Annotated in this window: 12 protein-coding genes; 2 read left to right on the forward strand and 10 right to left on the reverse strand. The window is 39.6% G+C overall.

Annotated features, from left to right (window positions below):
* Positions 1-141 precede the first annotated feature (141 nt).
* The 4 genes from ilvD to atpD all read right to left on the reverse strand — a co-directional run bounded on the left by ilvD (position 142) and on the right by atpD (position 4902).
* Positions 142-1842, reverse strand: coding sequence for a dihydroxy-acid dehydratase (ilvD, locus tag CRJ00_RS18395; protein ID WP_099368183.1), 1701 nt, complete (start codon positions 1840-1842; stop codon positions 142-144).
* The gene (locus CRJ00_RS18400; RefSeq protein ID WP_099368184.1) at positions 1826-2716 is read right to left on the reverse strand and encodes a branched-chain amino acid transaminase; all 891 of its coding nucleotides are present in this window, start codon (positions 2714-2716) and stop codon (positions 1826-1828) included. Before CRJ00_RS18400 ends, ilvD begins: the two co-directional genes overlap by 17 nt.
* Positions 2717-3037: 321 nt before the next feature.
* Positions 3038-3286: an ATP synthase F1 subunit epsilon gene (atpC, locus tag CRJ00_RS18405; protein WP_099368185.1), complete on the reverse strand. Its 249-nt coding sequence runs from the start codon at positions 3284-3286 to the stop codon at positions 3038-3040.
* A 113-nt stretch (positions 3287-3399) separates the two neighbouring features.
* On the reverse strand, positions 3400-4902 hold the full coding sequence (atpD, locus tag CRJ00_RS18410) for a F0F1 ATP synthase subunit beta (protein ID WP_099368186.1): 1503 nt from the start codon (positions 4900-4902) through the stop codon (positions 3400-3402).
* A gap of 290 nt (positions 4903-5192) precedes the next feature.
* Between atpD and CRJ00_RS18415 the strand changes: the two genes are divergently transcribed.
* Entirely contained in the window at positions 5193-6812 is a 1620-nt protein-coding gene (locus CRJ00_RS18415) for a M14 family zinc carboxypeptidase (RefSeq protein ID WP_099368187.1), read from the forward strand.
* Positions 6813-6824: 12 nt separating this feature from the next.
* Positions 6825-8603 (forward strand): M14 family metallopeptidase, encoded by a 1779-nt coding sequence (locus tag CRJ00_RS18420; protein WP_099368188.1) that lies wholly within the window; start codon positions 6825-6827, stop codon positions 8601-8603.
* 191 nt (positions 8604-8794) lie between these two features.
* On the opposite strand, the gene CRJ00_RS18425 is transcribed toward CRJ00_RS18420, so the two are convergent.
* The 6 genes from CRJ00_RS18425 to CRJ00_RS18450 all read right to left on the reverse strand — a co-directional run bounded on the left by CRJ00_RS18425 (position 8795) and on the right by CRJ00_RS18450 (position 18122).
* Entirely contained in the window at positions 8795-10192 is a 1398-nt protein-coding gene (locus CRJ00_RS18425; RefSeq protein WP_099368189.1) for an arylsulfatase, read from the reverse strand.
* Between the two features lie 49 nt (positions 10193-10241).
* On the reverse strand, positions 10242-12032 hold the full coding sequence (locus CRJ00_RS18430; protein ID WP_099368190.1) for a RagB/SusD family nutrient uptake outer membrane protein: 1791 nt from the start codon (positions 12030-12032) through the stop codon (positions 10242-10244).
* A 16-nt stretch (positions 12033-12048) separates the two neighbouring features.
* Positions 12049-15189, reverse strand: a complete 3141-nt coding sequence (locus tag CRJ00_RS18435; protein WP_180268540.1) for a SusC/RagA family TonB-linked outer membrane protein — start codon at positions 15187-15189, stop codon at positions 12049-12051.
* Positions 15190-15653: 464 nt separating this feature from the next.
* Entirely contained in the window at positions 15654-16718 is a 1065-nt protein-coding gene (locus CRJ00_RS18440; RefSeq protein ID WP_099368192.1) for a FecR family protein, read from the reverse strand.
* A gap of 106 nt (positions 16719-16824) precedes the next feature.
* Positions 16825-17376, reverse strand: coding sequence for an RNA polymerase sigma-70 factor (locus CRJ00_RS18445; RefSeq protein WP_099368193.1), 552 nt, complete (start codon positions 17374-17376; stop codon positions 16825-16827).
* Between the two features lie 158 nt (positions 17377-17534).
* A complete protein-coding gene (locus CRJ00_RS18450) occupies positions 17535-18122 on the reverse strand; it encodes a hypothetical protein (RefSeq protein ID WP_099368194.1) in 588 nt (195 codons plus the stop codon).
* Positions 18123-18337: the final 215 nt, after the last annotated feature.

Consider the following 18337-nt stretch of genomic DNA (forward strand, 5'->3'; position numbering starts at 1 on the left):
GTCGCTACTGCTGTACTAATGTTTTTTTTAGTATTTTGTAAATAGATTTTAGTAGTTAGTAGTTAGTATTTAGTAGTTAGACCTTGGGCGCATAAATTCCGCTATAGGTCTTTATACCAAATACTAACTACTAAATACTCCCTACAAATCCGTCACACACCCTTTCGATGCGTTGGCGACAGATTTGGCGTATTTGTAAAGAACGCCTTTGCTTACTTTGAGGGCAGGTTGTTGCCAAGCTGCTCTGCGGGAAGCGATCTCGTCGTCGGAGACTTTCAGGTTGATCGTGTTGTTGACGGCGTCGATCTCGATGATGTCGTCGTCTTGAACCAATCCGATCAGGCCACCTTCGTAGGCTTCAGGGGTGATATGGCCCACAACGAATCCGTGGGTACCACCGGAGAAGCGACCGTCGGTAATCAAGGCCACGGAAGTTCCAAGGCCAGCACCGATGATCAAGGAAGTTGGTTTCAACATTTCCGGCATACCTGGGGCGCCTTTAGGGCCTTCGTTTTTGATCACGACTACATCACCCGATTTGATGCGTCCGGTTTCCAATCCTTTGACCAGATCATGCTCCCCATCGAATACACGGGCAGGACCTGTGAATTTCTCGCCTTCTTTTCCCGAGATCTTAGCCACAGAGCCTTCTTCTGCCAAGTTTCCGTAAAGGATCTGTAAATGGCCAGTAGCTTTGATCGGATCGTTCAATGCATGGATGATCGGCTGGTTGTAATCGATGATTGATTTTACCTCCGCCAAGTTCTCTGCTACCGTTTTTCCGGTAACCGTTAGGCAGTCGCCATGTAATAAACCTTCGTCCAACAAGTATTTCATCACCGCAGGGATACCACCATATTGGTGTAGATCCTGCATCAGGAATTTTCCTGATGGTTTGAAATCTGCCAGTACCGGAGTTTCGTCCGACATGCGTTGGAAATCATCCGGGGTAATTTCTACACCAACCGCATGTCCCATGGCAATAAAGTGCAGCACGGCATTGGTAGAACCGCCTAAGATCACGATGATACGCATCGCATTCTCAAATGCTTTACGGGTCATGATATCGGTCGGTTTGATATCTTTTTCTAATAGGATGCGGATATATTTACCCACTTCCAGACATTCCTTCTGTTTTTCGGTGGAAGTGGCAGGGTTAGAAGAGGAGTAGGGCAAACTCATACCCATGGCTTCGATCGCTGATGCCATGGTATTGGCGGTATACATACCACCACATGCTCCTGCACCCGGACAGGTATGACGGATCACCCCATCATAATCCTCATCCGAGATCGTTCCAGCTATTTTCTTGCCCAATGCTTCAAATGCCGATACGATATTCAGTTCTTCCCCTTTATAATGTCCTGGTGCGATGGTTCCACCGTATACCATAATGGCTGGGCGATTCAATCTTCCCATCGCCATAATAGCACCTGGCATGTTCTTATCACATCCCGGAATGGCTACCACACCATCGTAGTATTGACCGCCACAGATCGTCTCGATACTATCCGCTATCACATCGCGTGATACCAGGGAATAGCGCATTCCATCAGTACCATTACTCATCCCATCACTGACACCAATAGTTCCAAAAGTCAACCCGACCAGGTCATGGTTCCAAATACCCTTTTTTACCACGGCTGCCAGATCGTTCAGGTGCATGTTACAGGTATTCCCATCATAACCCATACTCGCAATACCGACCTGCGCTTTTTCCATATCCGCATCGGTCAGACCGATCCCATATAACATGGCTTTTGCTGCTGGTTGTGTCTCATCTTGTGTGAAGATGCGGCTGTACTTGTTGATTCCCTGCTGGTTATCAGATGATGACTTCATAATTCTCTTGCTCTAATACTAAGTTTTTATATTTTCGTTGGATAGATGATCCGATGCTGTCTTCCCACTCTTCCGGGAATACCACATCGTCTACTTGTTTAATTCCTATAATCCCTGCTGCGGTACCACTCAAAAAGGCGCTGTCGGCCTCGTAAATGTCTTTTACCGATAATCTTTTTTCAATGATCTCAAAGCCTAGGCTCTTGCAGATAGCAATCACCGTTTCTCGGGTAATTCCTGGGAAGATATTGCCCAAAGGAGGGGTGTATATTTTAAAATCCTTTTCTAAGAATAGGTTCTCGCTGGATGCTTGTGCCACAAACCCATCCTGGTCAGTTAACAAAGCTTCATCAAAACCTTTTTGGATCGCATCACTGGTTGCCAAAATGGAGTTGATATATTGTCCAGAAACCTTCGCGCTGGTCGGGAAGGACTTTGGATTTGGGCGTTCGATCTTGGAGATGTTCACCTTGATCAGGTTCTGTCCAAGATAAGGCCCCCATTCCCAGGCCGCAATCATGATGTTGGCATGATCGGAAGCGGTCAGGTGCATGTTCGATCCGGAATAAATCAATGGCCGTATATAGGCCGCCCTTAGGTTGTTTACTTCTAAAAGCTCATAGGTCTTTTCGATCAGCTCCCTGTTGTCCCAAGAATAAGGTAGTCCGATGGCTTTACAGGATTGCTGTAAGCGTTCGAAATGCTCCTCCGCTTTGAAGATGCGGGTACCGTTATGGGTACTATAGGCACGCAGTCCTTCAAAGGCGCCATAACCATAATGTAAAGACTGACCGAATAGATCAACTCCGGCATTATTTGCCTTTACGAATTGTCCATTTAAATAGATGAGTGTTTCCTGATTATAATACTGCATAATGCCTGCTTTCTTTTCCGATTGTTAATTTAGGTCGAATTAAAATTCTTTACAATAGCCAAACAAAGTATTTTGATAAAGTTTTTTATTTCGAATATTTAAATTCATTAAAATTTTATTTTGTAAAAATTGGAATTCTATCATTTTTAGTTTTGTGGTTAGTAGACTAATATTAAAATTGGTATACTTTTGATTTTTTTTAATTTTTCCAAAAACTCGGAAAATTCTTCCTAAAACCAGGAAAAGTGAAGTAAAACACAAAAAAAATAGCCCTTAAAACTTGAAGTCTTAAGGGCTACATTATCTTGTGAATTTATCTATCTATTGCTCGGCTATTCCCTCCGCTAGAATGATGATATTGTTTTCCTTTACTTCGACCACACCACCATTAATAATAATGACCTGCTCAATATTGTTGTTCTTAATAATGACCTTGCCATCTTCTAGCGTAGACACAATAGCCGCGTGGTCCTTCAAAATTTGAAAGGATCCCGCCGAACCAGGGACAGTAACGGCTGTTACGTCGCCTTCGAAAGCTAATCTGTCTGGAGTAATTACTGTTAATTTCATTGTGCTTAGATAATAGATTTGAGATATAAGATAGTAGACCCTGAAAAACAATTTAAGACTCTACTCTTTTGAACAGAGTCTTAAATCTAATGTCTATTATCTAATATCTAGAACTAAACTGCTTCTGCTAATAGTTTTTTACCTTTTTCGATAGCATCTTCGATGGTACCTACTAAGTTGAAGGATGCTTCTGGGTATTCATCAACCTCACCAGCCATGATCATATTGAATCCTTTGATGGTGTCTTTGATGTCTACTAAACAACCTTTCAAACCTGTAAACTGCTCCGCAACGTGGAACGGCTGAGATAAGAAACGTTGAACACGACGAGCACGGTGTACCGTTAATTTATCCTCTTCAGAAAGCTCATCCATACCTAAGATAGCGATGATATCCTGAAGTTCTTTGTAACGTTGAAGGATTTCTTTAACGCGTTGTGCTGTATTGTAGTGTTCATCACCTAATACTGCTGGAGAAAGGATACGAGAAGTTGAATCCAATGGGTCAACCGCTGGGTAGATACCTAACTCAGAGATCTTACGTGATAATACGGTAGTTGCATCTAAGTGGGCGAAAGTTGTCGCCGGTGCAGGGTCAGTCAAGTCATCCGCAGGAACGTAAACCGCCTGTACAGATGTGATGGAACCGTTTTTAGTGGAAGTAATACGCTCTTGCATTAAACCCATCTCGGTAGCAAGCGTTGGTTGGTAACCTACTGCTGATGGCATACGACCTAATAGTGCGGATACCTCAGAACCTGCTTGTGTAAAACGGAAGATGTTATCGATGAAGAAAAGGATATCACGACCTTGACCTTCGCCATCTCCATCACGGAAGTATTCCGCAACAGTTAGTCCAGATAAAGCAACACGCGCACGTGCACCTGGAGGCTCGTTCATCTGTCCGAATACGAACGTACATTTCGAATCCTTCATCAATTCCAAGTCAACAGTTTCCAAAGGCCATTCGCCTTTTTCCATGCCTTCCATGAAATGGTCACCATATTTAATAATGCCTGATTCCAACATCTCACGCAATAAGTCATTACCCTCACGAGTACGCTCGCCTACTCCGGCAAATACCGAAAGACCACCGTGACCTTTTGCGATGTTGTTGATCAATTCTTGGATCAATACCGTTTTACCAACACCGGCACCACCGAACAATCCGATTTTACCACCTTTAGCATAAGGCTCTAACAAGTCGATAACTTTAATACCTGTGAAAAGTACTTCAGATTCTGTTGATAGATCTTCAAATTTAGGAGGTACATTGTGGATAGGACGACCATTCTCTTTGTTCAATGCTTGGATACCATCAATTGGATCACCAACAACATTAAATACACGACCTTTGATTTCTTCACCAACAGGCATTTTGATCGGAGCGCCAGTATCAACTACTTTCATGCCACGAACTAAACCTTCGGTAGCATCCATTGCAATTGTACGAACACGTTCCTCACCTAAGTGCTGTTGAACCTCTAATACAATACGTTGTCCATTGTCTTTTTCAATGTACAATGCATCGTAAATCTTAGGAAGATTTTCATTGTCGGCAAAGTTGACGTCAACTACTGGGCCGATAATCTGCGCTATTTTACCAATATTGGGCATATTATAGGGACTAAAATTTATTAATCAATTTAATTACAGCGTTTTTACGCACTGTATTTTGGAATGCAAAAATAAGTTTTATCTCCTTAAAACAAAAGGGATATGCATAATAAATTATTATTTTTTTTCTCGGCGGAATTTTCACCCTGTAAAACCCTTTTTAAATAGGCTAATTTCTTGATTTACTGAAAGCATTTATTAAAAAATTCACATAACAAATAAGTTACCCCCGCTAATTTGTTGAATTACGGAAAATCATTAGTTTTATGAAGAACTAACACCTAAATATTATGAAATATTGGTTTCTAAGACTTTGTCTTGCCTGTATACCTTTGGGAGCTAGCGCACAATGGAATTACCCAAGCTACGATGCGCTCAAAGGACAAATCCAATCCATCAGTTCCAATAAGCTTGTTGAACAGGTCAGTATTGGAAAATCCTTTTCCGGTGAGCAGATCCCTGTGTTAAAGATTCAATCCAGCAAGGAGGCAAAGCCTACTTTGTTGATCGTGGCAGGGGTAGACGGTAAACATCTAGCCGGATCTATTAATGCCTTATCGGTTGCCAAGCATATTCTTGCGCTACCTGCTGCTGAATTGCAGACGCTTTTATCGGATAAATCCATTTGGATTGTACCGGTGTTGAATGTGGATGCGTATAAAAGGAATGCCCAGACGTTGGATTGGGCTTCCGGCAATGGCAGACAGATCGATAACGACCGTGATGGGCGAATAGATGAAAACCCGAATGTAGACCTGAATAAGGATGGGGTCATCTCGCAGATGCGTGTTAAATTACCTGCTGGTCCTTTTCGGTCACATGCCGAACATCCGGACCTGATGGTAGTTGCTGACCGTACGAAATCTGAATCGGGGTCTTACGAGTTATTTAAAGAAGGCTTAGATACAGATCAAGATGGTCTATTTGGAGAAGATGGCCTTGGAGGGGTGAACATCGATCGTAATTTTACCTTTGAATACCCTTTCTTCGAGCAGGAAACCGGCGATTATGCCGCCTCAGAGCCTGAAACCCGCGCCATCATCGACCTGATATTTGAACACCCGCAGATCGCGACCGTTCTACATTTTGGTCTTCAGAATAACCTTTCTGTTCCGGAACAGTTCGATCCCCGTAAAGCAAGCGAAAGGATCACCAAATCCTGGACGAGCAATGATACTCAGATTTCGGCCATTATCAGCCAACTATATAATAAGGATATGAAGAGCTTGGGCGATGCGCCTAAAATGCCAGCAGGAAGAGGTAACTTTTCCAGTACGGTATATTACCATACCGGTAAATTCAGTTTTGTTACACCATCTTGGTGGATTCCAAGCCAAGCCGATACCAGTAAAAAAGCACCGCCTAACCAAGGGTTAAAGGATGAGGATAGGTTTGCCAATTGGGTTCGTGCGAAGCAGATCCAAGGGGCAATTCTTCCTTGGACAAAAATCGATCATCCTGATTTTCCAGGACAGGAAGTAGAAGTTGGGGGAGTGGTGGATAAATTCAGGCAGAATCCTCCGGTCGAGCATTTGGAAGAATCTGGGCGATTGCATGCGGACTTTATCGTCAAATTGACCAAAGCGATGGCCAAACTGGAGTTCAGTGCACCAAAAGTGACCAACCTGGGCGATGAGGTGTACCGTATAGAAATACGCCTATTCAATACCGGTGCTATGCCTGTCTATCCGGAGATTGCGGATAGGATCAAGCATGTATCCAAGATGAAATCCATTCTGGAGATCCAGAAATCGCAGAAATTCCTAAGTGGCAAACGCTTGCAGCTGTATCCTACGTTGGCTGCAGGAGGTTCGACCAATTTTTCCTGGTTGGTTAAGGGCAAAGGAAAGGTACAATTGACCGTTGGCTGTCCATCTGCCGGAGAGAAAACCATTGATATAACCCTATAAGCTAGAAATTCCATGAAATTAAGATATAACATACTGACCCTGGCGATGACATTGAGCTTGAGCCTGGGTATGGCACAACAGAAAACCGAGGAAGGGCAGAAAGAAATTGCTGGTCTTCGCGCGGTGGGCTCGCCTTCGAACCCAAAGGTTCCGATGAATTGGAACAGGTACCACGATCTGAAACAGATGGAACAGTTCTATAAGGATCTTCAAAAAGCTTATCCGAACTTGGTGAAATACGAATCCATTGGCAAGAGCTATGAAGGCCGGGATATTTTCGTGTTGACCGTTACAGATTTTAAGGAGGGGGATGCGAAGCGCAAACCGGCCATGTGGATCGATGGGAATATCCACGCCAATGAACTGCAAGGTTCCGAAATATCGATGTATACAGCCTGGTACCTGGCCGAGAATTACCATGCAGTACCTTTCATCAAAGAATTATTGAAGGATAAGGTCTTTTATATAGCACCGACCATCAATCCAGATTCCAGAGAATATTTTATCTATGAACCCAATACCATGCATTCCTCCAGGACAGGGCGGAGACCGTTTGATAACGATGGCGATGGCTTAGTGGCGGAGGATCTGTATGATGATCTGGATGGTGATGGCCACATTGTGATTATGCGCCGGAAGTCCAAGACGGGTCGCTATAAGGTGGATCCAGACAATCCGAACCGCATGATCATCGTGAAGCCCGGAGAAGTAGGCGATTATGAGATGCTTGGATTTGAGGGGATAGATAATGATGGAGACGGATTGGTGAACGAGGACATTACCGGCACCTATGACCCGAACAGGGATTGGGGATGGAACTGGCAGCCAAACTATGTGCAGGGAGGTGCTTTGTACTATCCGGGCACTTTGCCTGAAACGCAGGCGGTAAAGAATTTTATCTACGCCCATCCGAATATTGCCGGCGCCCAATCTTACCATAATTATGGCGGGATGATCCTTCGTGGTCCGGGTGCTGCTGAAGACGAACGTTTCTATTCGAGAAAGGATGTTCAGGTGTATGATGCCTTGGGAACCACGGGTGCTAAGATGCTGCCCGGATACAATTATATCGTCATCCATAAAGATCTATATACCGTTTTTGGTGGTGAGATTGATTTTCTGGCCTTGACGCGTGGAATTTTTACCTTCTCCAATGAATTGATGACCAATTATAAATTGTTCAATGAGAAAGCAGAGGGGATGCGGCAGAGTGCTGAATACTATGAGTTTGATAAACTGTTGATGTTTGGCGATGCCTACGTGCCCTGGAAGGAATATGATCATCCGCAGTACGGAAAGATTGAGATCGGTGGGGCGAAGAAGAACTATACCAGAAACCATCCCGGGTTTTTATTGATGGAGGATGCGCATCGGAATGCTGCTTTTACCATCTATCATGCCTATCATATGCCAAAATTGGAAGTCTTGGAAACCGATGTGAAATCTTTGGGAGGCAATCTTTATGAAGTGAATGCAACAGTTTGGAACAGCCGGATCATTCCGACGCATTCAGACCATGATGTGCGGTATCGGATTGAAAGGCCAAACCATATCCGATTGGAAGGAGCGAAGGTGGTTACGGGGATGCGCGTGATGAATGCGGATTTCAATGAGACCATTGAGCAGAAATTTAAACCGGAACAGATTGAGGTGCCGACCATTGAAGGGACTTCAGCAGTGAAGGTAAGATGGATTGTAAGAGGAAATCCGAATTCTGCAAAGATTGTTGTGGATAGCCCGAAAGGAGGGTATTTGGAGCATGACCTGAAACAGCAAGAAAATAAAGGATAATTACGGCTTTTGCGAATTAGAAAGACTTTGACAAGCAACACTTGACATATTTTGTCTTCTTACTCCAAGTGAGGTGTAAGTGATATGTAAGTGAGTTGTAAGTGACTTTAGGCACTTACAACTCACTTTTACGCTACTTGCAATATGCTTTCACATCGAACCAAATAAGTAAAAATACAGATGTTTACTGGCTATCTTAGCAATGGGAAAATAGCACTTTCCACATGTTCCGTTTCGATGAGTTTAAGCAATTTCTTGCTTAGCTTTTCATTCTTGATCGGATTTTTCTCCTGCGGGTCTTTTTCCAGGTCATAGAGTTCAAAATAACTGTTCTTAGGATCCTTCACTTTAAACTTGATCAGTTTATAGTTCTTATACCGAACGGCCTGTCTACCTCCATCTTCGTGGAATTCCCAATACAATTGGTCATGTTGTTGCTGTTTACCTTTGCCCAATAGGGTCGGTAACATCGAAATTCCATCGGTGTTTTCTGTTTTTTTATCGCCTACGATCGCCTGAACGGTTGGTAAAATATCCCAAAAAGCTGATACATGATCGGAGGTACTGTTCGCTGCCACCTTACCACTCCATTTCACGATCATGGGCGTACGGATCCCACCTTCGTAAAGATCTCGCTTGAACCCTTTCAATCCCGCCGTACTGTTGAAAAATACCGGATCGGCACCTCCTTCGCGGTGGGCACCATTGTCGCTGGTAAAAATTATAATGGTGTTTTCAGTCAATCCCAATTGGGCTAATTTGTCCATGATCTCGCCCACATAATGATCCATTCTGCTTACCATGGCTGCGAATGTGGCTCTTGGTTTAGCGACCGAGGCATATCCTGGGACGGTTGCATTTGGTCCATAATCATTTCCTTTATGCGGTTTTTCGGTAAAGGAATGCTCATATTTCTTGAAAAACTCATCCTCAGGACCTGTTAACTCGGCATGAGGAAGAACCGTTGGTACGAATAGAAAGAAAGGTTGGTCCTTGTTTTTTTCTAGGAATGCCAATGTTTGTTCCTGAATCAATTCAGGCGCATAGGTAGCCATTTTTGTGAGGTCATTTCCTTCCAATTCGACACGCTTATCATTATGCCATAAATGCGTAGGGAAATAACGGTGGGACTGTCGTTGGCAATTATAGCCGTAAAATTCATCAAAACCTTTTCTGTTCGGATCTCCGGAGGTGCCCACCATGCCTAATCCCCATTTTCCGAATGCTCCGGTTTTGTAGCCGTGTTCTTGGAGGATCATGGCAAAAGTGCGGATGGAATCTGCCAAAGGTTCTTGCCCTTCTGGCTCGATTTCTTTGTTTCCGCGAACATAAGTATGGCCGGTATGCTGCCCTGTCATGAGGGATGATCTTGAAGGCGCACATACGGAGGTTCCGGCATAGAAGTTACTGAATTTCATTCCAGCGGCGGCTAGTTTATCTAGATTTGGGGTGCTGATTTTTTGTTGGCCGTAAGGACCGATATCCCCAATTCCAAGGTCATCGGCTAGGATAAGAACGATATTCGGTTTTTGTTGTGCCTGGACTTGGATAATAGTGGTCAATAGCAAAAATAATAAGAGCTTTTTCATGATAATTTATTAGCAACCTTCGGAGGATTACCTCCGAAGGTTAATTTATTTATTTAACCCAGCCTGGGTTTTGTTTGATATTAGGATTCAATACTATTTCAGCAGATGGAATTGGATATAAATAGTAATACTCCGGGAAGGAAGGGGGAGTGCCTTCATAAGCAATATTACCACTAGATCCTCCGTTCAAAATAGGAATTGGAGCGTTAGCCGGGACATCAACTCCCTTTTGGATATAACGTCCAATTTTACGAGCGGAAGCGTAATCCATTTTTTTCCATCTCCTTAAATCATCAAAACGAAATCCTTCTCCCATTAATTCTATTGCACGCTCTCTTCGAATTTCCCATAATATAGGAGTAACGGAAGCATCCCTTGTAGGGTCTGAAGGTATTGCAGTTAATTGCAAAGAAGCTACTTGACCTCTTTTACGAAGTTTGTTAATGGTTTGGTCAGCTACTCCTTGATTGAAAGTGCCAAGTTCATATTTTGCTTCCGCCAAATTCAAAAACACTTCACCCATTCTGAAAATTGGTGCATCATTAATGTCTTCATTTTGAAGTATTTTAATCTTATTACTAAATTTATAGAATCTATAACCCGTAAAAGTTACATTGAATGGTTGGCCATTTGTATAATCTGCATAATGTGGTTCTTGACGTAATACCAACCCTTGCCAGTTAATAGTAGGTAATGTTTTTCTGCTGGGAATAGACAAGATATTCATAAGGTCAATATATTCCCTATCTGCTAGATTTACTGTATGCTCAAATGTATAGCTAGGGTGGTTAGTTATCACCTTAAATGGAGGAGGAACAGTGTAATAAAGTCTAATATCCCTGTTTCTGAATTCTTTATACGGAGTGTCATCTCCAGCAAATTGAGGACTAGTCCAACGTGTTTGTCCATCTTTCATTAAATATAAATCAGCAGCTTTTTTAGTAAGGTCCCAACGTCCAGAAGAATTTCTAGCTAAAGATGCTAAAGTATGAGTAATTTGATTTACTTCATATTGTTTGTATAGAAGCACTTCTGAATTGTTCGCTAATGATTCACTATTAAATAATTCGTCATAATCATTGTGCAATTCTGGGAAACTAGCTATCAATTTGGACGAAGCATCAACAGAAACATTCAAATATTTTTCTGAATCGGATAATCCATGATATTTTCTCCAAGTACCTTCTCTTAATCCGAACCTTGAGATTAATGCTCGAACAGTATGCACATTTATAGTGTTCTTTCCATCTCCCGCAACTTTAATATTTGCTTCTGCAAAAGTAAGCATGTCCATAATTTTTTGAGCGATTTCATCCCTAGAATTTGGAATTCCGTATAGAATTTCTTTATCTCCATCATTTATGGCATTTTCCACCCAAATCACTCCACCGAATTTATTTAATAAATCCATGTAATTGTATGCCTTAAAAAAATATCCAATGCTGCGAATATGATTTTTCTCCACATCGCTTAATTGAGATGCTGCATCAATATTATTCAATAAAATATTTATTGCTCTGATCTGAACGAATGGTGCATTGTAGTCAGAAGAAGTTCCAGGAATGACTATGCGATTCCAAATCCAATCTGAGGTTGCATTGTTGTTGGCTAAGGCGAATAGATCTCCATTGACTTCCGAATTGGGAACTGAGTTGCTGTATCCTGGGAAAATTCCATAAAACTGCCAAGAGTAGGTAATAAAATTGTCGTAAGATGTGAAAGTCGTATTTTCAGTTAAAGTACCTTCAGGAGATAAGTCAAGTAGTTTTGTACAACTCGTATTTCCAGTCGCAAGGCTCGTTGCGAGTGCGATATATATAATTGATTTAAATATTTTCATGATAGTAGGTAATAGGTTAGAAATTGATGTTTACACCAAAGCTATATTTTTTCAAATAGGGGTAAATTCCGCCTGATCCTAAATCAGCTGCATCAGCTTCAAATCCTTTAGGTAATTTGTCAAACAAGAAAAGGTTCTCACCCGTTAAATATAGTCTAATACTTTCCAAGAATTTGGACTTCAAAACATCATTACCTAGGTTATAACTCAGTGTAATGTTCCTCACCCTTAAATATGAACCGTCCTGTAAGAACTTGGTCTGTGTCCTTCTATTTGCACTCGTATTCAATCCTGCATTGGAATAAACTCTTCCATAATAGGCGTCTTGATTTTCTGGAGTCCAATAGTCCAGATTATGCTTGAAGAAAGTAGAAAACTCATTATTATAAGGCCAGAAAACAAAATTACTCATCCAAAGGTCTCTTTTTCCAACTCCTTGTAGAAATACGGAAAGGTCAAAGTTTTTGTAACCAAAATTTCCTGTAATTCCATATTGATACCTCCTTTTGCTGTTCCCGATTACTTTCATGTCACCTGGATCACTTAAAGTACCATTTCCTGAGAAAATGATGCCATCACCATTTAGGTCTTTATAAAGAATATCTCCTGGATTTTGAGCGACGCCATTAAAATAAGGTATTCCATCTTTTAATTTTCCACCTTGAAGTTTTTCATTCAAACTTCCTGCTTCGAAATCATTCTCCGTATAGAATCTATCTGTCACATATCCCCAAATTTCATTTAGTTCTTTACCTTCATAAAAGCTGTTTATTAGTCCGGAACTATTTTCAAGGCGTGTAATAAATCCTCTATTGTCGGAAAGGTTGAATCCGACTGCATAAGTAAAATCACTGATTTTATCTTTCCAGTTCAATTCCCATTCCCAACCTTTTGATTCCAGATCAGTGGTGTTCTGAAATGGTGGAGAAGCGCCTAATACCGCAGGTAAATCTGCTCCCTGATATAACATTCCGATAGTTTGTCTTCGGAACCAGTCAAAACTTGTATTTAGCTTACTATTAAATAAGGCAATGTCAACGCCTAAATTTAAGGTACGAACTTTTTCCCAAGTAAATGTCGAGGAAACTAAGCCTGGAGGAGCTATTGTCAAATACCTTATTCCAGTAGTCGGATTGATCCAAGAGGAATTCGTTGCAGACATAGATGGGATTACTGGAAAATAATTTTGTCCACCGCCAGAATTATATACGACCTGGTTTCCAATTTCTCCAAATGAACCTCTAACTTTCAACAAAGGAACTTGGTTTCTTAAGGCGCTCATGAAATTTTCTTCACTGATATTCCATCCAGCAGAAACAGAAGGGAAGAAACCAAATTTAGATCCTTTTTGGAATCTTGAAGATCCATCCAAACGACCATTTAATTCTAATAGATAACGGTTTTTGTAATCATAATTGATTCTTCCAAAATACCCTAATACAGCATATTGCCCGAATGCGTCATCGACAAATTGATTTCCGCTACTTGTACCTAGTGAAGGGGAATCAGGACTAAGGATATCATATCTGGTTGCCGAATAAGTTTCGTAATGGCTTTTTTCATAGTTTGTTCCCAATAAATATTTAAAATTGTTATTGGAAATACTGTGTGAATAACTTGCGTATAAATTTAAGGCATTATAATTTGTTATACTACTCCCCCTTTGATAATATTGGTTATTGAATAAATATTCCTCATTGTAATTATTAGGGTTCATATATTTATGCCTAACCTGATAATATTTGCTATTACTGTTGTTTTTATCAAATGTATACTCAGCAGTTAAATTTAATCCTTGAATTGGGTTATATTCTAATTTGCCAAATAACCGCAGGTTATCACCATAATTTAAACTTGGATCTTCGTATTTCAAGTAGTTATTTGGTGTTCCGTATGGGATTTGAGTGCCATCCATCGCAACATCATAACCTGGATTAATATAGGAACCATGCGTAATAGAACGGTAGAACATTTCCCCCATGTTCATAGGAGTTTTTCGTTTGTCGTTTTTGTAGAGAATGTTCGCACTCGCATTCAGATTTTTTGCTATTTCGGTTGTTATAAAAGCATTTACATTATAACGATTGTAACTGTCTTTATCAGTGGCCATGATTCCATCTTCATCTGCAAGCATACCAGATAATCTATATGCCATTTTTTCCCCACCACCAGAAACTGAAATATTATGTAATTGTTCAAATCCTGTGGTAAAAACTTCCCCATACATATCATATTCCTGTAATGCGTATTTAGTATTGTTTACCTCAGCTTTGCCATTTGGGTATTTGCTTGGGTCGACTTGAAACTCTTTTAAAAGTTCCAACCAGGTTTCAACATTTTCACCTGTCCAATTTGTTGCTTGTCCGAAATCCTTTAACCCTTGTACAAATTCTAATGGACTAGCCTTTTCTGGTAAACTTGTAGCATTGGACCAAGTTAGATTAGAAGAATAATTGAATTTGATTGGCTGGTTTTTTCCTGCTTTTTTAGTGGTCACTAAAATCACCCCATAAGCAGCTCTTGCTCCATAAATGGAGGATGCTGCAGCATCTTTTAATACCGTTATATTTTGAATATCCTTAGGGTTGATATCATCAAGGTTCATTGGGACGTTATCTACCAAAACCAAAGGGCTGCCTCCATTTATAGAAGTAATACCCCTAATATTGAGGTCAGATCCTTGCCCTGGACGCCCACCTCCAAAAGTTACTTGCATGCCAGGTACAGCTCCTTGAAGAGCTTGAGAAGAACTGCTCACGGGCCGATCCCCCAATACTTTATTCATATCTACAGAGGAGACAGCTCCTGTAAGATTAGCTTTTTTCTGAGTGCCGAAACCAACGACTACAACTTCATCTAAGGATGTTAAATCCTCCTGAAGGATGATTTTCATTTCACTTGAGGATACGGCTATTTCTTGACTAGAGTATCCCATATAGCTAATGATTAAAATAGCTTGATCATTACTTGCATTTATCTCAAATCGACCTCCTTCATTAGTACTTGTAGCTTTAGTAGAATTCTTTTCTGTAATACTTACACCAACTAATGGCTTACCGCTTTTATCAACAACAATTCCTCGAACAGGAAACCCGTCCTGTCTATTGTTTTCAGGTCGAATTACCATCCGGTATGCATCTAATTTTTTAATGGTCAATCCCGCGTTGTTCAATAGCGGCAAAAGAACTTCGGTCCATGGAAGATTACTTACCTGAATTCTTGAAAAAGATTCATTGTTTATCAGATTATCTGCATAGATGAATTTAATATTGGTTTGTTTTTCAATGGATTTTAATACTGATTTAAGGTCACTATTATAAAGTCGCATGGAAACCTTCTCTTGTGCAGTAGTAGGATTTGCAATTACACGTAAAGAAAAAATACAGATAAAGCAGATGATAAGTTTAAGCATCAATAATACTTTAAATAGATAAGGCCATTTCACATGTAGCCTAATGGCATGTAAATTAATTTTCATAAATTAGTTGAATTGATTTAAGCGTCTTACTTTCTCAGGGCTAGATGCTTAATTATTAATAATTTGATGAAGGATACATCTTTGGATGTGTCCTTTTTTTCTGAAGGTTTATAGTTTTCTTATTTCATAATATCACAATTTGTTTAGTAAATGGTTATTAGGTTATTTTCTTTTTTGAATTTAAATTCTATTCCCGTTGATTTCAATAATTCTAATACATCTTCAACATGATCGGATTCCATATTTCCGGAAAGATTATGCTGTTTTAGTGAGTCATTCTTAATTTCAATTTGAACATCATACCATTTTTCCAATTTAGAGATGATGTTGTCAAAAGGTTCTTGGTCAAAAACAAGCTTATTTTCCTTCCAAGCTATTTCTGCAGGAACATCTGACGAATTATTTTTTAGGAAGATACTTTTTTGAATAATCATATCTTTTGTAGGTATTTTCGAGGTCTCAAAATTTATAGGTTGATTATTCAATTTCTTATCATAATTAACACTGATTTTTTCTCCAGGGATAACTTGTAAAAACTTACTGTCTTTTTGATCTTTATTAATAAATAATTCGATTTTTCCTTCAACCAAACTAGCTTCTGCACGATTTTCATCTGGGTAAGAACGAACATTAAAACTTGTCCCTACCACTTTTACAGTTAATTCCTTTGCGTTGATATACATGGGAAGATTTTGATTTTTTGAAACTTCAAAATACGCTTCTCCAATTAAACTTATATCCCTATTTTCTTTTCCAAAGGATTTCTTATAAGAAATAGTACTTGCGCTATTCAGCCAAACATGTGTTCCATCAGGTAGCGTCACATTTTTCCTTTCTCCATTTTTAGTTTCTATCTTTTGACTAAAATTATCAACCTTATATGCGTTAAAAATTCCATAATATAAAACAGAACATGTGAAAATACCAATCAGAATAGCAGCTGCATATTTTAAAAAAGCATTTCGAGAAATTTTTAAAACAGTTCTATTAGTTACATCACGTCCTCTCTTAGCATTCATAATTTTTCCAAACTTTTCCTCCAATTCGAGAGGACCAACCATCATGTTTTTTTGTTTCGTTAGTTCCTTAAATAAAATAGAAAGTTTTTCATCGTTATTGATAGCACTATCCAATTCCACTTGTTCTTCAGCTGAAATTTTTTTAGATAGATAAAGATGGATTAATTCAAAAAATCGTTCTCCTTGCATGGTGTAAAATTGGTGCTAATTATATATAGGACAGCTAATACAAGGATACTCCCCAATCAAAAGGAAAAAAATAAAATATTTATATCTTTGGTGCTGATTTTCAGTATTATAAATTGAGGTTTTCTTTAATTTTTCCCATTGCAATTTGAAGGTGTCTATCAATAGTTTTAATACTGACCTCCATAATATCCGCGGCTTCTTTATAACTACAATCATTATCACGAATAAGTATAAGTGCCATTTTTGATTTCGGTGGGAGTTGAGCAATTGCCTGTTCGATTTGACCTTTTAATTCTTTAATTAGAAGTTCCCTTTCTGGATTGTTAGGATCTCTAGGCTCTGGATTTAGACTGTTCAAGTGATTGTGACGAACCTTGATTTTTTCTAATGCATTTAGGGAGAGGTTTTTAACACTGGTGTAGAGATAAGTTTTTAAATGGTTGATTTTCAAAAGTTTTTCGGGTTGGGTCCATAATTTTACCATAAAATCTGCCATTATATCTTCCGAAATTTCCTTATTTCCAGTAATTGAAAGAGAAAAACCTAATAACGGTGCATAAAAATGATTGAAAAGTAATTTAAATGCAGTTGCATCTTTAGCAATTGCAATTTTACTTTTTTCAACTACCCAATCTATCTCTCCTCCTTTAGGTTCCATGAATTTTCTTTGAGAATTCTAAAAATATATATAAAAATCTGATTGCTCAAATAATACCATTCCCTATATTGAACCAAACTGGTTTTTAACTAAAAAAGCCCCCAAAAAAGGGGGCTTCATATCTAAATACTAAATACTCACTACTAAATACTCCAAACCTAACTGTTCCTCTTCAACTGCTCATCCAACAACTGTCTTTTCAACTGTTGTTCTCTTTCCATTGCTTTCTTCCTCAGAGTTTGTAATTCCTCTTGCAGTTCATCCACGGTATTCTTACTATCCACGGTATCCACTTTCGATTTTCTAAACGCCACTAAGGTTCCAAAAAACGCAGCACCTAAGGCAATGATAATGGCCCAGACCATCGTATGGTAAGTTCCTTTTGCGAAATCCATCCCTAAAAAGGAGATACTATCTGTTTTTTGTTGTTCTGCTGCCAAAGCGGTAGAAAGGTTCTGAACAGAATCCTTCAAAGATTGCATACTACCAGCAGCGCTCGATGCCGAACCATTCAGTTCATTGATCGTTTTTTTGTATTTGCTCAGGGAGTCCCTCACGTTCTGACGGATGATGTCCAGGTTACTTTTTCTAATGATTTTGAAATCTGCATCCTGGGATCTCGATTGCACGTTGAGTACCACAAATTGGCTATCTAAGGTAGTGGTCCGAAGTTTTTGTTGTAGCGTTTGACCATGCACGGCAGGGCTTAGCACCCAAAACAATAATAGAAAGGATAAAAATCGCATATTTTTAAGTTGTTTTTTACTGTCTTATTTAATCAAGTTTAGCAATTTAATTAGATATTGTAAAGAAAATATTGTAATTATATCCTCCCTCAATTGACAATCCTTCCAAAAAATAGAATATCTGTTTCATCATTGCTAACAGCAGATGCATTTTGATGCCAAGTGTGTAATAAATTAACTTCCTGATTCAATGAATACTAAAAGTTCCGACTTCA

Origin of the sequence: Sphingobacterium sp. 1.A.4 (assembly GCF_002734245.1) — a bacterium.
GTDB lineage: Bacteria > Bacteroidota > Bacteroidia > Sphingobacteriales > Sphingobacteriaceae > Sphingobacterium > Sphingobacterium tenebrionis.